15 protein-coding genes and 1 pseudogene are annotated in these 21,744 nt (G+C 73.2%); 14 read left to right on the top strand and 2 right to left on the bottom strand.

Annotated features, from left to right (window positions below; translation table 11 throughout):
- The first annotated feature begins 4 nt into the window (after positions 1–4).
- From AB0C66_RS33040 to AB0C66_RS33005, 8 genes and pseudogenes are all read left to right on the top strand, one after another.
- Positions 5–2,293 (top strand): pyridoxamine 5'-phosphate oxidase family protein, encoded by a 2,289-nt coding sequence (locus AB0C66_RS33040; RefSeq protein WP_362447179.1) that lies wholly within the window; start codon positions 5–7, stop codon positions 2,291–2,293.
- Positions 2,294–2,731: 438 nt separating this feature from the next.
- The gene (locus AB0C66_RS33035; protein WP_362447176.1) at positions 2,732–3,910 is read left to right on the top strand and encodes an acyl-CoA dehydrogenase family protein; all 1,179 of its coding nucleotides are present in this window, start codon (positions 2,732–2,734) and stop codon (positions 3,908–3,910) included.
- A 69-nt stretch (positions 3,911–3,979) separates the two neighbouring features.
- A complete protein-coding gene (locus AB0C66_RS33030) occupies positions 3,980–4,996 on the top strand; it encodes an oxygenase MpaB family protein (RefSeq protein ID WP_362447173.1) in 1,017 nt (338 codons plus the stop codon).
- Positions 4,978–7,245: a serine/threonine-protein kinase gene (locus tag AB0C66_RS33025; protein ID WP_362447170.1), complete on the top strand. Its 2,268-nt coding sequence runs from the start codon at positions 4,978–4,980 to the stop codon at positions 7,243–7,245. The genes AB0C66_RS33030 and AB0C66_RS33025 overlap by 19 nt, the downstream gene beginning before the upstream one ends.
- Positions 7,246–7,354: 109 nt before the next feature.
- Positions 7,355–8,458 carry a nitronate monooxygenase family protein gene (locus AB0C66_RS33020; RefSeq protein WP_362447167.1) on the top strand — a complete coding sequence of 368 codons (1,104 nt, stop codon included), beginning with the start codon at positions 7,355–7,357 and terminating at the stop codon, positions 8,456–8,458.
- A gap of 30 nt (positions 8,459–8,488) precedes the next feature.
- Positions 8,489–10,048, top strand: a complete 1,560-nt coding sequence (locus AB0C66_RS33015; RefSeq protein ID WP_362447164.1) for an acyl-CoA synthetase — start codon at positions 8,489–8,491, stop codon at positions 10,046–10,048.
- Between the two features lie 30 nt (positions 10,049–10,078).
- Positions 10,079–10,768 (top strand): alpha/beta hydrolase, encoded by a 690-nt coding sequence (locus tag AB0C66_RS33010; RefSeq protein WP_362447161.1) that lies wholly within the window; start codon positions 10,079–10,081, stop codon positions 10,766–10,768.
- A gap of 106 nt (positions 10,769–10,874) precedes the next feature.
- Positions 10,875–11,036, top strand: a pseudogene (locus AB0C66_RS33005) (chorismate mutase); the annotation flags it as partial.
- An 82-nt stretch (positions 11,037–11,118) separates the two neighbouring features.
- Here AB0C66_RS33005 and AB0C66_RS33000 read toward each other — a convergent pair.
- Positions 11,119–12,741 (bottom strand): acyl-CoA synthetase, encoded by a 1,623-nt coding sequence (locus AB0C66_RS33000; RefSeq protein ID WP_362447158.1) that lies wholly within the window; start codon positions 12,739–12,741, stop codon positions 11,119–11,121.
- 162 nt (positions 12,742–12,903) lie between these two features.
- Here AB0C66_RS33000 and AB0C66_RS32995 point away from each other — a divergent pair, with 162 nt between their 5' ends.
- The 5 genes from AB0C66_RS32995 to AB0C66_RS32975 all read left to right on the top strand — a co-directional run bounded on the left by AB0C66_RS32995 (position 12,904) and on the right by AB0C66_RS32975 (position 17,306).
- On the top strand, positions 12,904–13,710 hold the full coding sequence (locus AB0C66_RS32995) for a crotonase/enoyl-CoA hydratase family protein (RefSeq protein WP_362447155.1): 807 nt from the start codon (positions 12,904–12,906) through the stop codon (positions 13,708–13,710).
- Positions 13,711–13,784: 74 nt separating this feature from the next.
- Positions 13,785–14,753 carry an OB-fold domain-containing protein gene (locus AB0C66_RS32990; RefSeq protein WP_362447153.1) on the top strand — a complete coding sequence of 323 codons (969 nt, stop codon included), beginning with the start codon at positions 13,785–13,787 and terminating at the stop codon, positions 14,751–14,753.
- Positions 14,754–15,815, top strand: coding sequence for a thiolase domain-containing protein (locus tag AB0C66_RS32985; protein WP_362447151.1), 1,062 nt, complete (start codon positions 14,754–14,756; stop codon positions 15,813–15,815).
- Positions 15,812–16,978, top strand: a complete 1,167-nt coding sequence (locus tag AB0C66_RS32980; RefSeq protein ID WP_362447148.1) for a thiolase domain-containing protein — start codon at positions 15,812–15,814, stop codon at positions 16,976–16,978. Before AB0C66_RS32985 ends, AB0C66_RS32980 begins: the two co-directional genes overlap by 4 nt.
- An 82-nt stretch (positions 16,979–17,060) precedes the next feature.
- Positions 17,061–17,306, top strand: coding sequence for a DUF397 domain-containing protein (locus AB0C66_RS32975; protein ID WP_362447146.1), 246 nt, complete (start codon positions 17,061–17,063; stop codon positions 17,304–17,306).
- Positions 17,307–17,415: 109 nt separating this feature from the next.
- Here the strand turns inward: AB0C66_RS32975 and AB0C66_RS32970 are convergent, their stop codons facing one another.
- The gene (locus tag AB0C66_RS32970) at positions 17,416–18,570 is read right to left on the bottom strand and encodes an isoafricanol synthase (RefSeq protein WP_362447143.1); all 1,155 of its coding nucleotides are present in this window, start codon (positions 18,568–18,570) and stop codon (positions 17,416–17,418) included.
- A 250-nt stretch (positions 18,571–18,820) separates the two neighbouring features.
- Between AB0C66_RS32970 and AB0C66_RS32965 the strand changes: the two genes are divergently transcribed.
- Positions 18,821–21,742: an AAA family ATPase gene (locus tag AB0C66_RS32965; protein ID WP_362447140.1), complete on the top strand. Its 2,922-nt coding sequence runs from the start codon at positions 18,821–18,823 to the stop codon at positions 21,740–21,742.
- The last annotated feature ends 2 nt before the right edge of the window (positions 21,743–21,744 follow it).

The raw sequence follows: 21,744 nt of genomic DNA, 5'->3' as shown, positions 1-21,744 counted from the left end.
GCGCATGGAGAATACTGCCGCACCGGCGGCCCTTGCCGCGCGCCCACGCCCGCATTCGCCTGAGCCGCCGCGGTACCGGCGCCGGGTGCCCTGGCTCGGTCTTGTGGCCTTCGGATACGCCGTGGTCCAGCTCGCCGTGGTCGTCCCGCACACCGGGCATGCGCTGGGCTGGGACGAGTCCGTCTACGTCTCCCAGGTGGACCCGCGCAATCCGCCCGCGTTCTTCAGCGCTCCCCGCTCGCGCGGCATCAGTCTGCTCGTCGCCCCGATCGTGGCCGCGACATCCTCCATCCCGGTGCTCCGGGTACTCCTGACGGTGCTTTCCGCGGTCGCGCTCTACGCCTCCTTCCGGGTCTGGACGAGGCTGCTGCCCCGGACCACCGTCGCCCTGGCCGCGCTGCTGTTCTCCGGACTGTGGATCACGATGATCAGCGGGCCCGCGGTGATGCCGAACCTATGGGTGGCGCTGGGCGCCGTGGCCGCCGTCGGATGGTTCCTGCGGGTCCCGGCCGACCGCGGCGCCCGCTGGTGGCTGGCCGCCGTCCTCGCGGGCGTCACCCTCGTCCGCACCCCCGACGGCGGCTGGCTCGGGCTGCCCCTGCTCATCGGGGCCATCGCCGTCCGCACCTGGCGGCCCGCACTGCCCGCCGTGGTCGGTGGACTCCTGCTCGGCGCCGCCCAGTGGATCGGCGAGGCGTACGACCGCTTCGGCGGCATCAGCCAGCGGCTGAACGTCTCCAGCGACGTCGAGGGCGGTATGGGTCTGCACTTCGCCGTCAGCGCCGCCCTGCGCAGCCTCAACGGACCACAGCTCTGCCGCCCCTGTGAAGTGCCGCTGCGCCACCCGGAGCTGACCCTCTGGTGGCTCGCGCTCCCGCTGCTCACCGCCGCCGCCGTCGTCGCCGCGCTGCGCGACCGTCACCAGCGGCGCAACCGCGTCCGCGTCGGCCTCGGGCGGCCCGATCCACGCCGCGTCCCCGGGCTGCCGTCCACCCTGCTGCCCGTCATCTGCGCGGGCGCGCTCGCCGTGCCCTATCTGCTGCTGATCGACTACGCCGCACCGCGCTTCCTGATGCCCTCCTACGCCCTGCTCGCGCTGCCCATCGCCGGGCTGGTGTTCCGCGCGGTGCGCGCGGCGAAGTCGCCCCAGCACATGGCCGTCGCGCTCGGGGTGGTCATCACCCTCCAGCTCACCAGCCAGTACGCGGTCCTCAGCCATGCCGCGAGCCAGTCCGACACCGTCACCGGGCGCTACCGCACGGCGGCCGGAGCGCTGGCCCGGCTGGGGCTGCGGCCGCCCTGCCTGGTGATCGGCGACCGCGCGCTGCCCGTCGCGTACCACGCGGGCTGCTCTTCCGCGCAGACCAGCGGCAACAACGAGTCCACCACCCCCGCCGCGCTGGTGCGCCGGGCCGCCCATGAACCCACCGCCGTGCTCACCAAGCGCAAGGGCGGCCGTCCGCCGTCCTACGCCCGTGACTGGGTCGCCTATCCACTGGCGGGCACCGAGTGGAACGCCCATCTGCCGGTGGAGCAGGCGCGGGAGCTGGAGGCCCGGAAGTCCGGACAGGAGACCTCCGGCAAGCCCGGGACCATGGGCGGTATGACGACGGACCCCACCGCCAACTGGTCCCGATTCCAATCGGAGGAGCCCGGGTTCGCCACCGCCGCCCAGGACCGCTTCGGGCGGTACCCCCACCCTGTGCTGGCCGCGGCGGGCAAGGACGGCGCCCCGCGGCTGACCCCGCTCGACGTGTCCTTCGGCGACGGAGAGCTGTGGCTGGCGATGACGCCGGAGTCGCGCAAGGGGCTGGATCTGCGCCACGATCCCCGGTTCTCGCTCCAGGCCAGCCCCGGTCCGCAGGAGGGAATGGCCGACGTTGACGTACGGGTCAGCGGACGGGCGGTCGAGGTGACCGACCCCGAGGTGCTCGCCCGTTACACGGAGGCGGTCCGGCCGCCCGGGCCGTTCCACCTCTTCCGCGCCGCGGTGTCCGAGGTGGTGCACACCTCGGTGGAGGGCTCCGAACTGGTGCTGCGCACCTGGCGCCCGGGCCAGCCGCTCCACACCGAACACCGCCCCGCCGCCTCCGCCCCCGCCCCCGCCCCGCAGCGGTCCGAGGACCCGCAGGGCGAAGCGGGCGCGCCGGAGCCGGGCCCGGGCCCGGAGACCGGCTCTGAGGCAGAGCCGGGCCCGGGCCCGGAGCAGGCCCCGCCGGGGGAGACCGGCCCCGCCCCGGCCGGGACCCCGTCGGGCACGTGGGCCGTATCCCCGGGCAGGGGCCGGGGCTGACGACGGGCCACCGACGGAGGCGGGGGTGCCGGCCCCGGGCCGGTCGGGCCGTATCGCGCGGCAGGGGCCGGGCTCGGGGCCCGGGTACGCGGCAGGGCCGGGCCCGGAGCCGGACGCGGCTCCGTCGAGCGCACCGGCCCCGCGCCGGTGGAGGCCCCGTCGGGCACTTGGGCCGTACCGGTCCGGCCGGGGCCGGGCCGACCACGGGCCACCGGCGGTGCCGGAGTCGCTGCGCAGCCCGCGGCGGCCGACGGGGCAGGTGTGCGCCGCCACCGGCCGGGCCGCGCTCCCGCCGGCCGGTCGGCAGCGAACTGACGGGGCGTCGGATCTTCCGGTCCCGGCCCCTTCCGTATTGGTGGAACACGTTCTACCGTGCCCCTCGATCCCAGGACGCTCCCAGGCCGCCGTCGCGGCGCACGTGAGACTCCAGGAGGGGCCGTGGACCTCGAATTCACCCCTGAGCAGCGGCGGTTGCGCGCCGAACTCCGGACCTACTTCACCGAGCTGGTCCCCGACAACGCCTATGCCCGCTACGCGGACCCCGCCGGGCAGAAGCGGTTCTACCGCGAGACCATCCGGCGGCTGGGCACCGACCGCTGGCTGGGCGTCGGCTGGCCCAAGGAGTACGGCGGACGCGGCCTCGGCCCGCTCGAGCAGTTCATCTTCTTCGACGAGGCGGCCCAGGCGGGCGTACCGCTGCCCCTGATGGCGCTGAACACCGTCGGGCCCACGCTGATGCGCTACGGCACCGAGGAGCAGAAGGCGTACTTCCTGCCGAAGATCCTCTCCGGCGAGATCGACTTCGCGATCGGCTACAGCGAACCCGACGCCGGGACCGACCTCGCCTCGCTGAAGACCCGCGCGGTGCGCGAGGGCGACAGCTACGTCGTCAACGGGCAGAAGACCTGGACCACCAACGGGGACACCGCCGACTGGGTCTGGCTCGCCGTCCGCACCGACCCCGAGGCCAAACCCCACAAGGGCATCAGCATCCTGTTGGTGCCGACCGGCGACCCCGGCTACTCCTGCACCCCCATCACCACCCTCGCCTCGCACGACACCACCTCCAGCTACTACGAGAACATCCGGGTGCCGGTGGACCGCCGGGTCGGCGGGGAGAACGAGGGCTGGCGCATGATCACCACCCAGCTCAACTACGAACGCGTCACCCTCGCCGCCCACGGCACCATGGCCATCCGTGCCCTGCGCGGCGTCCAGCGCTGGGCCGCCGACACCAAACTCACCGACGGCCGCCGGGTGATCGACCTCGGCTGGGTCCGCGCCCGGCTGGCCCGTACCCACGCCCGGCTGGACGCCATGAAGCTGCTCAACTGGCAGATGGTGGACGCCCTCCAGCGCGAGACCCTGACCCCGCAGGACGCCTCCGCCGTCAAGGTGTACGGCTCCGAGGCGCGCCGCGACGCCTACGCCTGGCTGATGGAGGTCGTCGGCGCGGCGGGCCCGCTCAAGGAGGGCTCGGCGGGCGCCGTGCTCCACGGCGAACTGGAACGCGGCTACCGCAGCAGCGTGGTCTTCACCTTCGGCGGCGGCAACAACGAGGTGCAGCGGGAGATCATCTCCTGGATCGGGCTGGGCATGCCGCGCGTACGGCGGTGACCCGCCCGCCCGGGGGCCCGGATCCGTCCCGGCGGGCCGCGGATAGCCTGGTCGCAGGAGGTGGTGGTCATGGCGGCCCCGGTGTCCGGCTCCCACGGCGTCCGCGGCACCGACGCGGGGCTCTACGGTCCGCGGTCGGTCACCTGGCAGATGCACGGTGACCCGGTGATGTGGATCGCGGGGGTGCGTGCGCTGTACCTCCAGGCGCTGCATCCGCTCGCGGTGCGCGGGGTCACCCAGAACTCGGACTTCCGCGAGGACGCCTGGGGACGGCTGATCCGCACCGCACGTTTCGTCGCCACCCTCACCTACGGCACCACCGAGGCCGCCGAGCGCGCCGGGGCCCGGGTCCGGGGTATCCACCGCAGGCTCTCCCTGACCGACCCGGCCGACGGTGCCCGGTACGGTGTCGACGAACCGGATCTGCTGCTGTGGGTGCACTGCGCCGCGATCGACTCCTACCTCCATGTGGTGCGGCGTTCCGGCTATCCGCTCACCGACGCGCAGGCGGACGCCTACGTCGCCGAGAACACCGAGGCGGCCCGGCTGGTCGGCCTCGACCCCGCCGCCGTCCCCGCCGACACCGGTGAACTGGCCGCCTACTTCGCCGCGGTGCGCCCCCGTCTCGCGGCCACGCCCGAGGCGCGTGAGGTGGACGCCTTTCTGCGCAGACCTCCGGTTCATGCTCTGCTGGTCCCGGCGCGTGAGGCGATCTGGGGGCGCTTCGCCGCGCTGGCCTATGCCTCCTTGCCCTCGTACGCCCACGCCCTGTACGGCCGTCCCGCCCCCGCGCCCGCCGTCGTCACCCGGCGGCTGAGGGCGATGGGAAGGGCGCTGCGCTGCATTCCGCCCAGGGTGCGCTGGCAGCTTCCGCCCAAACACATCCTGCGCGCCATGGAGCGACTCGGACCCGGCACCCGCCCCTCGCCCTACAAACTCCGCAGAAACGCGGCCATACTGGACAGTGCGGCCGGGCCGGGCGCGGCGAGAGGCGCGGCCGGTATCCACGGGGGCGGCATTCACGGGGGCGGTGGAGGGGAGCACCTTCCGCCGAAGGCAGGGGGAGAATGGCGGACACCAGGCTGATCAAGGACCGGTACCGACTGGTCGACTTGATCGGGCGCGGGGGAATGGGCGAGGTGTGGCGGGCGCGGGACGAAGCGCTCGGCCGTCGCGTCGCCGTCAAATGCCTCAAACCGCTGGGGCCGCAGCACGATCGGGCGATCAGCGATGTGCTGCGTGAGCGCTTCCGGCGCGAGGCGCGGGTCGCCGCGGCGCTCCAGCACCGCGGGGTGACCGTGGTGCATGACTTCGGCGAGGACGAGGGTGTGCTCTTCCTGGTCATGGAGTTGCTCGAGGGACGCGACCTCAGCCAGTTGCTGGAGGACAACAAGCACCATCCGCTGCCGGTGCCGGATGTGCTGGATATCGCGGGTCAGGTCGCGGCCGCCCTCGCCTACACCCATCAACAGGGCATCGTGCACCGCGATCTGAAACCGGCCAACATCATGCGGCTCGCCGACGGCAGTGTGAAGCTCTGCGACTTCGGCATCGCCCGCCCCGGCCATGACGCCGAGCTCAGCTCCCGGCTCACCGGGACCGGTGTGGCCATGGGCACCCCGCACTACATGTCGCCGGAGCAGATCGTGGGCGGCGCCGTCGATCACCGCAGCGATCTGTACTCGCTGGGCTGTGTGCTCTACGAACTGGCCACCGGGGCACCGCCGTTCGACCTCGGTGACGCCTGGGCGATCCTGGTCGGCCACCGGGACACCCCGCCCGCCCCGCTCAGACGTCACCGCCCCGAAGTGCCCGAGCGGTTCGAGCGGGTGGTGCTCGATCTGCTCGCCAAGACCCCGGAGCGCCGCCCGCGCGACGCCTCCGACCTCGCCGAGCGGATCGCGGTGGCGCGGACCGTCCGCTTCCCGCTGGCCGGGGCCGAAGCCGGGGTCGGGGTCGTCCGGGTGCCGGGGCCCCGGCTTCCGGCCTGGGCCGAGAGGATGACCACCGGCTCCCGGGCGGGCGGCCCGGACACGGTACGGCCCACCCCGCAGGAACCCCCCGCCGCGCTCACCGGCGCCTGGACCGGCCCCCGTGCCGTCCCACCGCCCGTCCCGCCCGGTCCCTCCGCGTCCGCGTCCGGGTACGGGCCCGCGTCCGCTTCCGGGTACGGGCCGGAGGCCGAACGGCTCGGTGAGCGCCACCAGTCCGGACTGCGCCTGGGCCGCCTCGGCCGCTGGCAGGAGGCGGCCGAGCTGCACGGCGCGGTCGCCGCGGAGCGCGAGCGGCTGCTCGGCCCCGACCACCCCGACACTCTGGCCAGCCGCTACGAGATCGCCTTCGCCCTGGGGCGCCTGGACCGCCCCGGTGCGGCGCTGCGCAGGTACGCCGAGGTCGCGACGGCCCGCGAGCGGGTGCTGGGCCCCGGCCATCCCGATACGCTCGCCGCCCGGCAGGAGACCGCGTTCTCCCTCGGCCGCCTCGGCCATCACACCGAGGCCCACCGGATCTACACCGCCGTGCTCGCCACCCGTGAGCGGACCATGGGGGCCGAGCATCCCGACACCCTGCGCTGCCGCCACAACCTCGCGTTCAACCTCGGCCGTCTGGGCCGCCATCAGGACGCCCACCGAATGGCGTGCGAGGTGGCCGCCGTGCGCGCCAGGGTGCTGGGCGCCGAGCACCCCGACACCCTGGTCACCCGCTCCGAGGTGGCGTACGCCCTCGGGCGGCTGGACCGCTGGGAGGAGGCGCTCAGCGGCTACCGCGAGGTGGCCGCTGCCCGCGCGCGGTCGCTCGGCCCGGACCACCCGGACACCTTCGCCGCCCGCTACGAGGTCGGCATCAGCCTCGGGCGGCTGCACCGCGCCCCGGAAGCGCTGGTGGTCTACCGGGCCCTCGTCGCCGACCGCACCCGCGCCCAGGGTCCGTCGCATCCGGAGACCCTGCGCGCCCGGCACGGGCTCGGCGTCAACCTCGGTCGGCTGGACCGCTGGCCGGAGGCGCTCGCCGAGGCGCGCGAGGTGTGCGCCCTGCGCGAGCGCGCGCTCGGCGCGGACCATCCGGACACCCTGGTCAGCGAGCGGGAGGTGGCCGTGGCGCTCGGCTGGCTCGGCCGCTGGTGGGACGCGCTGGCCGGATACCGCCGGGTCGCCCGGGTCCGGGCCCGGGTGCTGGGCCCCGACCACCCCGACACGGTGGCCAGCCGCGCCGACGAGACCCACTGTCTGGAACAGCTCGGCCGCCGCCCCTCGGCGCCCGACCCCCACCGGCCGGCCCCCGCCGAAGCCCCCCGCGAGGGGACGCGGCATGGCAGCAGGGAGCGGTGCGTGTGAGGCAGGGGGCATGCCTCAGCGCCGGTGACCGGTGAACCCGGGCAATTAATCTGACGTTCCGTCAGAAAAGCTCTTCCCTCGTCCGGATCCCTGCGGCATCCTGCCGCCCATGAGGACGGAGCTGAGCACACGGCTGGGCGTGGAACACGCCATCTTCGGCTTCACGCCGTTCCCCGCCGTCGCCGCGGCGATCACCCGGGCCGGTGGCTTCGGCGTGCTCGGCGCGGTGCGGTACGGCGCGGCCGAGGACCTGGCCCGCGATCTGGACTGGGTGGAGGCGCACACCGACGGGCTGCCGTACGGCCTGGACGTGGTGATGCCCGCCCGCCAGGTGGAGGGGGTGACCGAGGCCGATATCGAGGCGATGATCCCCGAGGGCCACCGCCGGTTCGTGGCGGACACCCTGGCCGGACACGGGGTGCCGGAGCTGCCCGAGGGCGAGGCGTCCGGCTGGCGGATCACCGGCTGGCTGGAGAAGGTGGCGCGCAGCCAGCTCGACGTGGCGTTCGACTATCCCGTCAAACTGCTGGCGAACGCGCTCGGTTCACCACCCGCCGACGTCATCGGCCGCGCCCATGACCACGGCGTCCTGGTGGCCGCGCTCGCGGGCAGCGCCCGCCACGCCCGCCACCACCAGGAGGCGGGGCTCGACGTGGTCGTCGCCCAGGGCTACGAGGCGGGCGGCCACACCGGCGAGATCACCACCATGGTGCTCACCCCCGAGGTGGTGAACGCCGTGGACCCGCTGCCCGTGCTCGCCGCCGGCGGCATCGGCAGCGGTGAACAGGCCGCCGCCGGGCTGGCGCTCGGCGCCCAGGGCGTCTGGCTGGGCTCGGTCTGGCTCACCACCGAGGAGGCCGGACTGCACTCCGCCGCCCTCACCCGCAAACTGCTCGCGGCCGGGTCCGGTGACACCGTGCGCTCCCGTGCCCTCACCGGTAAACCCGCCCGCCAGCTGCGCACCGCGTGGACGGACGCCTGGGAGGACCCGGACGGGCCGGATCCGCTGCCCATGCCGCTCCAGGGGCTGCTGGTCGCCGAGGCCGTCTCCCGCATCCAGAAGTACGAGGTGGAGCCGCTGCTCGGCACTCCGGTCGGCCAGATCGTCGGCCGGATGAACACCACCCGCAGCGTCCAGGCCGTCGTCGACGACCTGACCCGAGGATTCGAGCGTGCCATCGACCGCATCAACCGCATCGCCGGACGGGCGTGACCGGGCGGGCGTGAGGAGGGCCAAGGACCGATGAGCGAGATTCCGCACGGCTTCTGGGCGCAGGCCGCACAGGAGCCGGACCGTACCGTCCTGGTGGCCCCCGACGGCGAGGAGTGGACCGCCGGGCGGCTGCACACCGCGTGCAACCGGCTCGTCGGCGGACTGCGCGCCGCCGGGCTGCGGCGTGGCGACGCGTTCGCCGTCGTCCTGCCCAACGGGCCGGAGTTCCTCACCGCGACGCTGGCCGCCACCCAGGCCGGGCTGTACCTCGTCCCCGTCAACCACCATCTGGTCGGCCCCGAGATCGCCTGGATCGTGGCCGACTCGGCCGCCAAGGTGCTGATCGCCCACGAGCGGTACGCCGACCGCGCGACCGCCGCCGCGGACCAGGCGGGACTGCCCGCCGACCGCCGCTACGCGGTGGGTGATATCGAGGGCTTCCGCCCGTACGCCGCCCTGTTCGACAGCCAGTCGGGGGAGCCGCCCGCCGACCGCGAACTGGGCTGGGTGATGAACTACACCTCCGGCACCACCGGCCGCCCGCGCGGTATCCGGCGTCCGCTGACCGGAAAGCTCCCCGAGGAAAGCCATCTCGGCGGATTCCTCCGCTTCTTCGGCATCGTCCCCCGCGCCGAGGAGCCCGACAGCGTCCATCTGGTGTGCTCACCGCTCTACCACACCGCCGTCCTCCAATTCGCGGTCTCCTCCCTGCATATCGGCCATCCCGTGGTGGTCATGGACCGCTGGGCGCCCGAGGAGATGCTGCGGCTGATCGCGGCCCATCGCTGCACCCACACCCATATGGTCCCCACCCAGTTCCACCGGCTGCTGGCCCTGCCCGAGGACATCCGGCGCTCCTACGACGTCTCCTCGATGCGCCATGCCATCCACGGCGCCGCGCCCTGCCCCGACCACATCAAGCGCGCGATGATCGACTGGTGGGGCCGGTCTGTCGAGGAGTACTACGCGGCCAGCGAGGGCGGTGGCGCGTTCGCCACCGCCGAGGACTGGCTCAAGAAGCCCGGCACCGTGGGCAGACCGTGGCCCATCAGCGAGCTGGCCGTCTTCGACGACGACGGTGAGCGGCTCCCGGCCGGTGAAGTCGGCACCGTGTACATGAAGATGAGCACCGGCGGCTTCTCCTACCACCAGGACGAGGGGAAGACCCGCAAGAACCGCATCGGCGACCACTTCACCGTGGGCGACCTCGGCTTCCTCGACGAGGACGGCTATCTCTTCCTGCGCGACCGCAAGATCGACATGATCATCTCCGGCGGGGTCAATATCTACCCGGCCGAGATCGAGGCGGCCCTGCTCACCCACCCCGCCGTCGCGGACGCGGCCGTCTTCGGCGTACCGCACGACGACTGGGGCGAGGAGGTCAAGGCGATCGTGGAGCCCGCCGAGGGCCACGCGCCCTCACCCGCGCTCGCCGATGACCTGCTCACCCACTGCGCCCAGCGGCTCGCCGGGTTCAAACGCCCCCGGTCCGTGGAGTTCACCGCCGAGATGCCGCGCGACCCCAACGGGAAGCTCTACAAGCGGCGGCTGCGCGAACCGTATTGGGAAGGGCGCGAACGCCCCATGTAACCGCGAGTACGGAGCCGTATCCTCTGCCCCATGCACACACTTGACTCGGTCGAGGTGGACGGGATCGAACTGGCCTACCGGGTGTGGGGCCTCGCGGGCGATCCACCCGTTCTGCTGCTGCACGGCCTCGGCGAGGGCGGGGTCGACTGGCTCACCGTCGCGCCCCGGCTCGCCACCGGCCGCCGGGTGTACGCGCTCGATATGCGCGGACACGGTACGAGCGACTGGCCGGGGGACTACGCCCTGGAGACGGTGCGGGACGAGGTCGCCGGATTCCTCGCGGTGCTCGGCCTGGACGCCGTCACCGTGATCGGGCACAGCTACGGCGGGGTGGTCGGCTGTCTCCTCGCCCAGCGCCACCCGCGCCTGGTGGAACGGCTGGTGCTGGAGGACGCCCCGCCGCTGCTGCCCCAGGACCCGCCGCTCCCGGTGCCACCGCGCCCCGAAGGGCGGCTGGTCTTCGACTGGGCGATGAAGACGCAGTTCACCGAGGCGCGCAACGCCCCCGACCCCGGCTGGACCGAGGGGCTTTCGGGGATCACCGCCCCGACGCTGGTGATCGGCGGCGGACCGGCCAGCCATATCCCGCAGCGGCTGCTGGCCGATATGGCCGAGCGGATACCCGACTGCCGTCTGGTCACCATCGACGCGGGCCATCTGGTGCACCAGCGGTGCCCGGACGAGTTCCTGGCCGCCGTCGAAGCGTTCCTGGAGCCGTAGGCCCCTGGGGCCCATGCTGGGGCGCCGTACCGGACACCGCCCGGCCGCCGAGGGAGGTCCGCCCGTGCGACCGTTCCCGTGTGCCCCGCGCCGACAGCCGCTGATCGCGGATGAGGTGGCCGCCGCCCAATGGGGTACGGACAGCCCGATCGACGACCCCGCGCGGGAGCGGCGGGTACGGGACGACGTGGCCCGGCGGGCCACCGAGCTGGGCGCCGACCCCGCCGCGACTGTAGGGATCTTCCGCGACCAGATCGAGGCCAACAGAAGCGCTTGGACGCTCTGCGTACGGCGGCCCTTGGGCGGTCCCTGCCGTCGGTGTGTGCCCGCGCGGCGGCGGCAGGAACGCCTCAGCCGTCGTTCGTCGCGGCGGCGGCCGTCGCGCGTGCCCAGCGGTAGTCGGCCTTGCCGCTGGGGGAGCGCTGGATACGGTCGGTGAGGACCACGGTGCGCGGGATCTTGTAGCCCGCGAGCCGGGTGCGGCAGTGCTCCCTGACCGCGTCGGCGGTCAGGGACGTCACCCCGTCCCGGGGCTGGACGACGGCCGCGACGCGGTTGCCCCAGCGCTCGTCCGGGACCCCCGCCACCAGCGCGTCGTAGACGTCCGGATGGGCCTTGAGGGCCTGTTCGACCTCCTCCGGATAGACCTTCTCACCACCGGTGTTGATGCACTGCGAGCCGCGCCCCAGGACGGTGACCACCCCGTCCTCGTCGACCGTCGCCATGTCCCCGAGCAGCACCCAGCGTTCACCGCGCGCCGCGAAGAAGGTCTCGGCGGTCTTCTTCGGGTCGTTGTAGTAGCCGAGCGGCACATGGCCGCGCTGGGCGAGACGGCCGGGTACACCGGGCGCCGCGGGCTCCAGCGTCACCGGGTCGACCACGGCCGTACGGGCGTTGACCCGCAGCCGGTAGCCCTTCTCGGGGCCGGAGTCCTCGGTGGCCGTGCCGTTGAAGCCGGACTCCGAGGAGCCGAAGTTGTTGAGCAGCAGGGCGTGCGGCACCAGTTCGGCGAACCGGGCGCGCACGGTGTCCGACAGGATCGCGCCCGAACTGCTGACGGCGATCAGCGAGGAGTGGTCGATGTCCCCGAGGGGCCCGCTCAGCGCGTCGATCAGCGGGCGCAGCATCGCGTCTCCGACCAGCGAGACGCTGGTGACCCGCTCCTTCTCGATCGTCCGCAGCACCTCCTCCGGTGCGAACTTGCGGTGCAGGACCACCTTCTGCCCGAAGTGGAAGGCGATGAACGCGGTGAGGGTGGAGGTGCCGTGCATCAGCGGCGGGGTGGGGAAGAAGACCAGACCCTCGCCACCCGCGGCCACCCGCTCGGCCAGCTCCTCCGGGCGCCCGACGGGTTCACCGGTGGGCGCGCCGCCGCCGAGTCCGGAGAAGAACAGATCCTCCTGACGCCACATCACCCCCTTGGGCAGCCCGGTGGTGCCGCCGGTGTAGATGATGAAGCGGTCGTCCGCGGAGCGGGGTGCGAAACCGCGTGCCGCCGAGCCCGCCGCCTCGGCCTCGGCGTACGGCACGGCGGACGCCGGACCCGGATGGCCGCCCTCGCCCACCCGCAGGAGGTGGCGCAGGGTGTCGGTGCGCGGCACGGCGGCGGCCACCCGCTCACCGAACTCGGCGTCGAAGACCAGCGCGGCCAGGTCGGCGTCACGGTAGAGATGGACCAACTCCTCTTCGGTGTAGCGGTAGTTGACGTTCACCGGCACCGCGCGGATCTTCAGACACGCCAGTGTGGTCTGGAGGTACTCCACACCGTTGTACAGATGGAGCCCGACGTGTTCGCCCGGCCCGACCCCGCTGTCCCGCAGATGGTGGGCGATCCGGTTGGCCGCCTCGTCCAGCCCCGCGTAGCTGAGCCTGCGCTCCGCTCCGGTGCCGGGGTGGTCCAGGTGGACCAGGGCCTCCCGGTCGGGCACGGTGTCGGCGATCGACTCGAACAGGTCGGCAAGGTTGTACTCCACGGCTCCTCCTGACCTGGCACCGGGCGGGTCGGCGCTCATTACAGACCCGCGGGGGAGAGGTGGGAAGGGCCACGGCGGAAGAAATCTGACGAGACGTCAGCCAACTCTTGAAGTCGCTCCCCGCCTCCTGCAACCTGTTGACGTCGAGACGGGAGGACTGCCGTGACAAGCGGGACAGAACACCTCGTGGTGCAGCGCGTCGGCGCCACCCTCGTACTCACCCTCAACCGCCCCGAGGCGAAGAACGCCCTCTCGCTGCCGATGCTCGTCGGGCTGTACGACGGCTGGCTGGAGGCCGACGCGGACGACACCATCCGCTCCGTGGTGCTCACCGGCGCGGGCGGTGTGTTCTGCGCCGGAATGGACCTCAAGGCGCTCGCGGGCGGCGGTCGGCTGACCGGAGAGCACTACCGCGACCGCCTGAAGGACGACCCGGACCTCCACTGGAAGGCGATGCTGCGCCACCACCGGCCGCGCAAACCGGTGATCGCCGCGGTCGAGGGCCACTGCGTCGCGGGCGGCACCGAGATCCTCCAGGGCACCGACATCCGCGTCGCCGGGCGCGGCGCCACCTTCGGCCTCTACGAGGTGCGCCGCGGGCTCTTCCCGATCGGCGGCTCCACAGTGCGGCTGGCCCGGCAGGTGCCGCACACCCACGCCCTGGAGATGCTGCTCACCGGCCGCCCCTACGCCGCCGAGGAGGCCGCGCGGATCGGGCTGATCGGCCATGTCGTCGAGGACGGCACGGCACTGGACAAGGCCCTGGAGATCGCGGGGCTGATCAACGCCAACGGCCCGCTGGCCGTCGAGGCGGTCAAGGCGTCCGTCTACGAGACCGCCGGGATGACCGAGGCCGACGGCCTGCGGTCCGAACTCGAACGCGGCTGGCCGGTCTTCGACACCGCCGACGCCAAGGAGGGCTCCCGAGCCTTCGCCGAGAAGCGGCCGCCGGTCTACCGGCGGGCCTGACCAGCGGCCGCGCGCCCCCTGAGCGGTCCCGCCCCCGAGCGGGTCCGGACCGCCGGACAGAAGGAGACCCACCCATGCCCCCGGCTCCCTCCTCCGAGGCCCTCCGGGCCCCCCTGGTCGTCGAGTTCCCCTTCACCCGCTCCCTCGGCCCCGTCCAGAGCGCCTTCCTCACCGGGCTGCGCGAGCGCACCGTGCTCGGGGTCCGCACCACCGGCGGCCGGGTGCTCGTACCGCCCGTCGAATACGACCCGGTCACCGCCGACGAACTGCGCGACCTGGTCGAGGTCTCCGCCACCGGCACCGTCACCACCTGGGCCTGGAACCCCTCCCCGAGCCGCGGCCAGCCGCTGGCCACCCCCTTCGCCTGGGTGCTGGTACGGCTCGACGGCGCCGACACCGCCCTGCTGCACGCCCTCGACGCACCCGGGCCGGAGGCCGTGCACACCGGGCTGCGGGTACGGATCCGCTGGGCCGCGACACCAACCGGCGCCATCACCGACATCGCCTGCTTCACACCGGACACGGGCGACAGCACCGGGCCCAGGGCCGAACCCGCCCCGCACAGCGGCGAGTTCACCGACCCCGTACGCGGGATCGTGGCGCCCGCGCGCCTGGACTACACCTACGCGCCCGGCCGCGCCCAGACCCGCTTCCTGGCCGCCCTCGCCGGCCGCAGGACCGTCGGGGAGCGCTGCCCGTCCTGCCACAAGGTCTATGTCCCGCCCCGGGGCGCCTGCCCCACCTGTGGCGTCGCCACCGCCGAACAGGTCGAGGTCGGCCCGCACGGCACCGTCACCACCTTCTGCATCGTGAACATCAAGGCCAAGAACCTGGACATCGAGGTGCCCTACGTCTACGCGCATATCGCCCTGGACGGCGCCGGACTCGCCCTCCACGGCCGTATCGCGGGCATCCCCTACGACCAGGTGCGGATGGGGCTGCGGGTGGAGCCCGTGTGGACCGAGGACGGCCGCTACCCCGACCACTACCGGCCCACCGGCGAACCCGACGCCGACTACGACGCCTACAAGGAGCTGTTGTAGATGCGAGAGGTTGCCATCGTCGCCTTCGCGCAGAGCGACCACCGGCCCGACACCGCGGAGGTCTCCGAGGTCGAGATGCTGATGCCGGTGCTGAGCCGGGTGCTGGACGACGTCGGGCTCACCGCCGGGGAGATCGGCTTCACCTGCTCCGGCTCCTCGGACTATCTGGCGGGCCGCGCCTTCTCGTTCACCATGGCCCTGGACGGCGTCGGCGCCTGGCCGCCGATCTCCGAGTCCCATGTCGAGATGGACGGAGCCTGGGCGCTGTACGAGGCATGGACCAAACTGCTCACCGGGGATGCCGACACCGCGCTCGTCTACTCCTACGGCAAGTCCTCGCCCGGCGATCTGCGCGAGGTGCTGACCCGTCAGCTCGACCCGTACTACCTCGCGCCGCTGTGGCCCGACTCGGTCTCCCTGGCCGCCCTCCAGGCACAGGCGCTCATCGACGCGGGGGAGACGGATGAGCGCGCGCTGGCCGGGGTCGCCGCCCGCAGCCGCACCGCCGCCGAGGACAACCCGCATGCCCAGCGGGCCGGTTCGGACGGGCCCGAGCGGCTGCTCGACACCCCGTATCTGGTGCGTCCGCTGCGCCGCCACGACTGTCCGCCGATCGGCGACGGGGCGGCGGCCGTCGTGCTCGCCGCCGGGGACACCGCCCGTCGGCTGTGCCCCCGCCCCGCCTGGATCCGCAGTATCGACCACCGCGTCGAACCCCACGCCCTGGGCGTACGCGACCTCACCCGCTCCCCGTCCACCCGGCTGGCCGCCGCGCGCGCGGGCGCCTTCCGCACGCCCGTGGACACCGCCGAACTGCACGCGCCCTTCACTTCGCAGGAGGTGATCCTCCGCCATGAGCTGCGGCTCGGCGAGGGCGTCCGCGTCAACTCGTCCGGCGGTGCGCTGGCCGCCAACCCCATGATGGCGGCCGGGCTCATCCGGCTCGGGGAGGCCGCCGCCGCCATCCACCGCGGCGGCTCCGACCGGGCCCTGGCCCATGCCACCTCGGGCCCCTGCCTCCAGCAGAACCTGGTGGCGGTCCTGGAAGGAGACCCCCAGTGAGCAAGGAGCCGGTGGCCGTCGTCGGAATCGGCCAGACCCAGCACACCGCGGCCCGCCGCGATGTCTCCCTCGCCGGACTGGTCCGCGAGGCCGCCCTGCGCGCCCTGGAGGACGCCGAGTTGACCTGGGCGGACGTCGACGCCGTGGTCATCGGCAAGGCCCCGGACTTCTTCGAGGGCGTCATGATGCCCGAGCTGTACCTCGCCGACGCGCTCGGCGCGGTCGGCAAACCCCTGCTGCGCGTGCACACCGCGGGCTCGGTCGGCGGCTCCACCGCGCTGGTCGCCGCCGCCCAGGTGGCCGCCCGGATCCACCGGACCGTGCTCACCGTCGCCTTCGAGAAGCAGTCCGAGTCCAACGCCATGTGGGGGCTGTCCCTGCCGGTGCCGTTCCAGCAGCCGCTGCTGGCCGGGGCGGGCGGTTTCTTCGCCCCCCACGTACGCGCCTATATGCGGCGCACCGGGGCACCCGCCGGGACCGGCGCCCTCGTCGCCTACAAGGACCGCCGCAACGCGCTGCGCAACCCTTACGCGCATCTGCATGAACACGGGCTCACCCTGGAGAAGGTGCGGTCCTCCCCGATGCTGTGGGACCCCATCCGCTACTCCGAGACCTGCCCCTCCTCCGACGGCGCCTGCGCCATGGTGCTCACCGACCGCGCCGGGGCCGCCCGCGCGCCGCGGCCACCCGCCTGGATGCACGGCGGCGCCATGCGCAGCGAACCCACCCTCTTCGCGGGCAAGGACTGTGTCTCGCCGCGGGCGGGGCGGGACTGCGCGGCCGATGTCTACCGGCAGGCCGGGATCACCGATCCGCGCCGTCAGATCGACACCGTCGAGATGTATGTGCCGTTCAGCTGGTACGAGCCGATGTGGCTGGAGAACCTGGGCTTCGCCGCCGAGGGCGAGGGCTGGAAGCTGGTCGAGTCCGGGGTGACCGAACTCGACGGCGAACTGCCGGTCAACCCCTCGGGCGGGGTGCTCTCCACCAATCCCATCGGGGCCTCCGGCATGCTCCGCTTCGCCGAGGCCGCGCTCCAGGTGCGCGGTGAGGCCGGGGAGCACCAGGTCGAGGGGGCCCGCACGGCGCTCGGCCACGCCTACGGCGGGGGCTCCCAGTTCTTCTCGATGTGGGTGGTGGGGGACGTGCCGCCGACGGGGTGAGCGTACTTCTTTCGTGGCCTGTGCGGCACCGGCCGCGGTCGCTAGGGTGGGGCGCGGACGACGATCCGGGAGGAGCCAGGACGTGGCCGAGATCACCACCACCGAACACCCACTCACCTCCGGCCGGGAGAAGCCCGACCTCGATCTGACGGACGCCCAGTGGCGCTCCAGCAGCCAGGGGGTGGGCGATGTGGAGATCGCCTTCGTGGAGGGGTTCATCGCGATGCGCCACGGCCGGCGCCCCGAGGACCCGGCGCTGATCTTCACTCCGGCCGAGTGGCGTGCCTTCGTCCTCGGCGCGCGTGATGGCGAGTTCGACCTCACCTAGTCCCCGGTCCCTGAGCCCGTCACCGCGGCCGGGCCGCCCGAAGTGCTCGGGCGGCCCGGCCGATGGTGTCCGCTGGTGGTTCCGGTAGTGGTTCCGGTGGTAGTGCGCGTCAGCCCGTGGTGCGCCCCGCGCGCAGCAGGGCGTCCGACTCGGCCAGATACGCCCACGGCCGTTGACGGCCCTGGCTCACCGCTTCGATGCCCCGCTCGTCATAGCGGGCCGTCCGCAGCGACCACCCAAGATTGCCGCACATGACGTTCCGCATGCCGTCCACATAGGACTCCACATCCCGGCGTACCGGCGCGGCCACCCCGGCCCGGGAGAGCATCCTGGGCAGTCGGGCAGCGGTCTTCTCGAACCAGCGGTAGCGGGCGTTGGCGAGGCCGGCGATATGGCGTACGGCGTCCTCCAGGTCGCCACCCGCCCGTTCCCGGCGCACTATCACGCTGTTGTGGACGTCCCCGGCCGCCAACTCCTTGTCCAGGGAGGCGATGTCGTTGGTGAAGACCACCACATCGTCGGTGGCCTCCCGCATCGCGGCGAGTGGGCGGCCGCCGTGCAGCGCGTCGGGGAGGGTGTAGCCGCCGAAGGGCTCGTTGAGGTCCAGACACGGCTGTACACCGATGGAGTGGCGGCGCAGCGCGAGCACGGCGTCCACCGAGCGCGGCATCCCGCCACCGGAACCGGTGCGCTCCAGCGCCTCGCGGTGGTACGAGTGCACATACTCCAGCCAGTGGTGGCGGAAGCGCGCCCGCCACACCGGTGAGCGGCCGGAGTTGATCCGGCGCCACAGATCGCGGAAGCTGGCCAGCAGCGGCCCGCCCGGTCCGTCGTACCCGCCCCCGCCGTCGTTCCCGCACGCCTCCCGCGCGAGCGGGGCGCCCGGGGCGTTCAGGGGCTCCTCGGTGATCCGTACGACATCCGCCACCAGCCGCGCCACCGTCTCCGGGCGGTGGCCCAGTTCGCCGTCGAACTGGTCGTCGAAGACGAAGTACCAGCCGACCAGGTCATTGCCCAGATCCAGGTCGGCGCCCCTCGCCCCGGGGTAGAACAGTCCTGTCAGCACGTCGAACCGCAGCGCGTCGTACTCCGCGACGGCCTCGCTCCCCTCGAAGACACCGAACCGCGACAGCCACTGGACGGTGTGCAGTCTGGCGGCCTCCGCATCGGGGCTGAGGCCGGCGGAGGCCGGAAAGTCGAACAGGGCCGCCCGACGCAGCAGCGCCGACTGCCGGGCGTGAGACCGCGAAGCGCTTGTGGTCATGATGCGAAACCGCCCCCCTCCATGAAGTGGATCACCCGCACCGCACATACCACAGGGCATCACGGCACCGGGGCAACCCGATGAATCCGGCCATCCTCGCGTGCTGAACGTGCCATCGATAGAGGACGAGTTGAAATGGTGCGTGCCCGTGGCAATGCCATGGGGAAAACGCCGGTGCGAGGGCTACGGAGCGTGCCAGACGCGCTACGCTCGGCGTTACCTGCCGGAGGGGAAGAACGTGGCGGAGGACATGAGCCGACAGAACCAGACGCGCCTGACACTGCTGGAACGGGAGCTGGAACTCGGCGCGGTGGACGGTGCGTTGACGGACCTGTGCGGTACGCGTCCCGGTGAGGGCTCCGGGATGCGCATCGGCGGTGTGATCGCCTTCGCCGGACCGGGCGGTGTGGGCAAGACCGCCGTCCTCGCCGAGATGCGGCGCCGCGCCGCCGCCCGTGGCTGCACCGTGCTGTCCGCCCGCGGTGGCGAACATGAACAGGGCGCGGCCTTCCACGTGGTGCGCCAGCTCTTCCAGCCCGTGCTCGCGGCCACCGGCGAGGAGGAGCACCGCCGGATCCTGGGCGGCTGGTACGACATCGTGGCGCCCGCGGTCGGTCTGGTGGTCTCCGAGGGCGGTGGCGCACCCGATCCGCAAGGTGTCCGCGACGGTCTCGACTGGCTGGTGACCCGCTACGCGGTGGAACACGCCCCGGTCGTGATGATCCTGGACGACGTCCACTGGGCCGACCCCGAATCCCTGGACTGGCTCACCCGGTTCGCGCCGCGCGCCGCGGACCTGCCGCTGCTGCTCGCCGTCGGCTACCGCCCGGAGGACCTGTCCGCCGACGCCGCCGGGGTCCGCGGGCTCACCGGGCGCCAGGGCTCCCGGCCGCATGTGCTGGTGCCTCTCACCCCGAGCGGGGTCGGCAGGATCGTCCGCGATGTGCTGGGCGAGGAGGCCGACGACTCCTTCTGCCGCGAGTGCTGGGCGATGACCGGCGGCAACCCCTTCGAGGTCGTCGAGCTCACCGCCAAGATCCGCGACCGGGAGCTCAAACCGCAGTCGGAGAGCCTGCCCGCGCTGCGCGAGCTCGTCTCCTCGGCCAAGGACAGCGGACTCAACGACCGGCTGACCCGGCTCGGTACCGCCGCCGTACGCCTCGCCTGGGCCGTCGCCGTCCTCGGTATCGAAGCCACTCCGGCGCTGACCGCCAGTGTCGCCGGGCTCAGCGAGACCGAGGCCACCGATGTGGTCGGGCGGCTCGTCGACGCCCGTATCCTCGCCCCGCCGCGCGGCGGCCCGGGCAAGCAGCCGCTGGAGTACCTCCACCCGCTCATCGCCACCGCCATCTACCAGGCGATCCCCGGCGCACTGCGGGTGGCCATGCACGGACAGGCCGCCAATGTCGTGCTCGGCGCCGGACTGGGACCCACCGCCGCGGGCCGCCATCTGGTGGAGATGCACCCCGAGGGCGATCCATGGGTGGTGCGCCATCTGCGGGCCGCGGCCGGAGAGTATCTGCGCGCCGGGGCACCCGACGCCGGACGGCGCTGCCTGGCGAGAGCCCTGCGGGAGCCGCCCGCCCTCGAGGAGCGCGCCGCCGTCCTGTACGAGCTGGGCTGCTCCGCCCAGCTCACCGAGCCCGCCGTGACCATCAACCATCTGCGGGCCGCGCTGGACGAGCCCGCGCTCGACACCGATCTGCGCGAGGCCATCACCTACCGGCTGGCCCAGGCGTACGGCCACAGCGGGCGGATGGAGGAGGCCGCGGAGATCGTCGCCACCGAGGCCGGACGGGCCACCAGCGCCCGCACCCGGCTGCGGATGCAGACCGAGCAGTTCATGTGGAACATGTTCCGCGCCGACGAGAAGGAGTCGCCCGCCCGCTCCCGCAGACTCGCCCGGCTGGCCGACCACCTCACCGGCCGCGGTATGGCCGAGCGCTATCTGCTGGGACTGCGCGCCTGGGACGCGATGACCCGCGGCGAGCCCGCCGCCACCGCCCTGTACTACGCGGAGGAGGCCCTCGGCGACGGGCTGAGCTGGACCGACGACGACTGGGGCTTCGAGGTCCCGATCCTGGTCGCGCTGATCTTCCTCCACTGCGATCAGCCGGGACGCGCCGAGGAGCTGTTCAACAAGGGCATCGCGGAATGCGAGCGCAAGGGCTGGCGCGGCTCCCACCTGGCGTTCGGCATCACCCTCCTCGGCTACGCCCGCTACCGCCGCGGCGCGCTGAACGAGGCGGAGGAGCTGGCCCGCGAGGGTATGCGGATCGCCGATCTGGTCGGCGCCTCGACACCCGCCCACTGGACCGCCGTGGGCACCCTCATCGAGACCCTGATCTGCCGCGGCCGGGTCCAGGAGGCGCAGGAGTTCGCGGCCGGACACGGCGGGGAGATTCTGCCGCAGGCCGTGCTCTGCCCCGATGTGCCCGCGGTCCGCGGCGAACTGCTGCTCGCCGCCAATATGCACCGGGAGGCCCGGCACCAGCTCACCGAGGTCGGCCGGCGGATGGACGGCCGCGGTATGCGCAACCCGGCCTGGTGCCCCTGGCAGCTCCACCTCGCCCAGGCGCTGGCCCTCAGCGAACCGCGGCAGGCGGCCGAGGTCGCCGACGACGCGGTGCGCCGCGCCCGTCAGTTCGGCACCCACTCCGCCATCGGGCGCGCCCTGCACACCGCGGCGGCCGTGGCCCACGGAGCCGAGCGGATCAAGCTGCTGGCCGAGGCCGTCAGCCACCTCGAGCGCTCACCGTCCGCCTACGACCTGGCCATGGCGCTGGTCGACCATGGCGCCGCGCTGCGCCGTATCGGACTGCCCCAGGAAGCGGGCGACCGGCTCTACCGCGGTCTCGAGGGCGCGGTCCAGTGCGGCGCGGAGGCGCTGGCCACCCGGGCCCGCGACGAGCTGTCCGCGGCGGGGCTGCGCCCGATGCAGCTCCGCGTCGACCACACCAGCCCCCTCACCTCCCAGGAGCAGGCCGTCGCCGAGCGGGCCGCCCAGGGCTGGACGGATGAGCGGATCTGTACGGAGACCGGGCTGAGCGACCGCGATGTGGCCCGGCTGCTCTCCGGCGTCTACCGGAAGGTGGGCACCGACCGGACGGGGCTGGCGAAGCTGCTGGGCCCCGCCACCGCCACCCGTCCGCCGACCCGGGCCGAGCACTGACC

The organism is Streptomyces sp. NPDC048636 (assembly GCF_040650655.1).
Taxonomy (GTDB): domain Bacteria; phylum Actinomycetota; class Actinomycetes; order Streptomycetales; family Streptomycetaceae; genus Streptomyces.
This window is presented reverse-complemented; position numbering and strand designations above follow the sequence as displayed.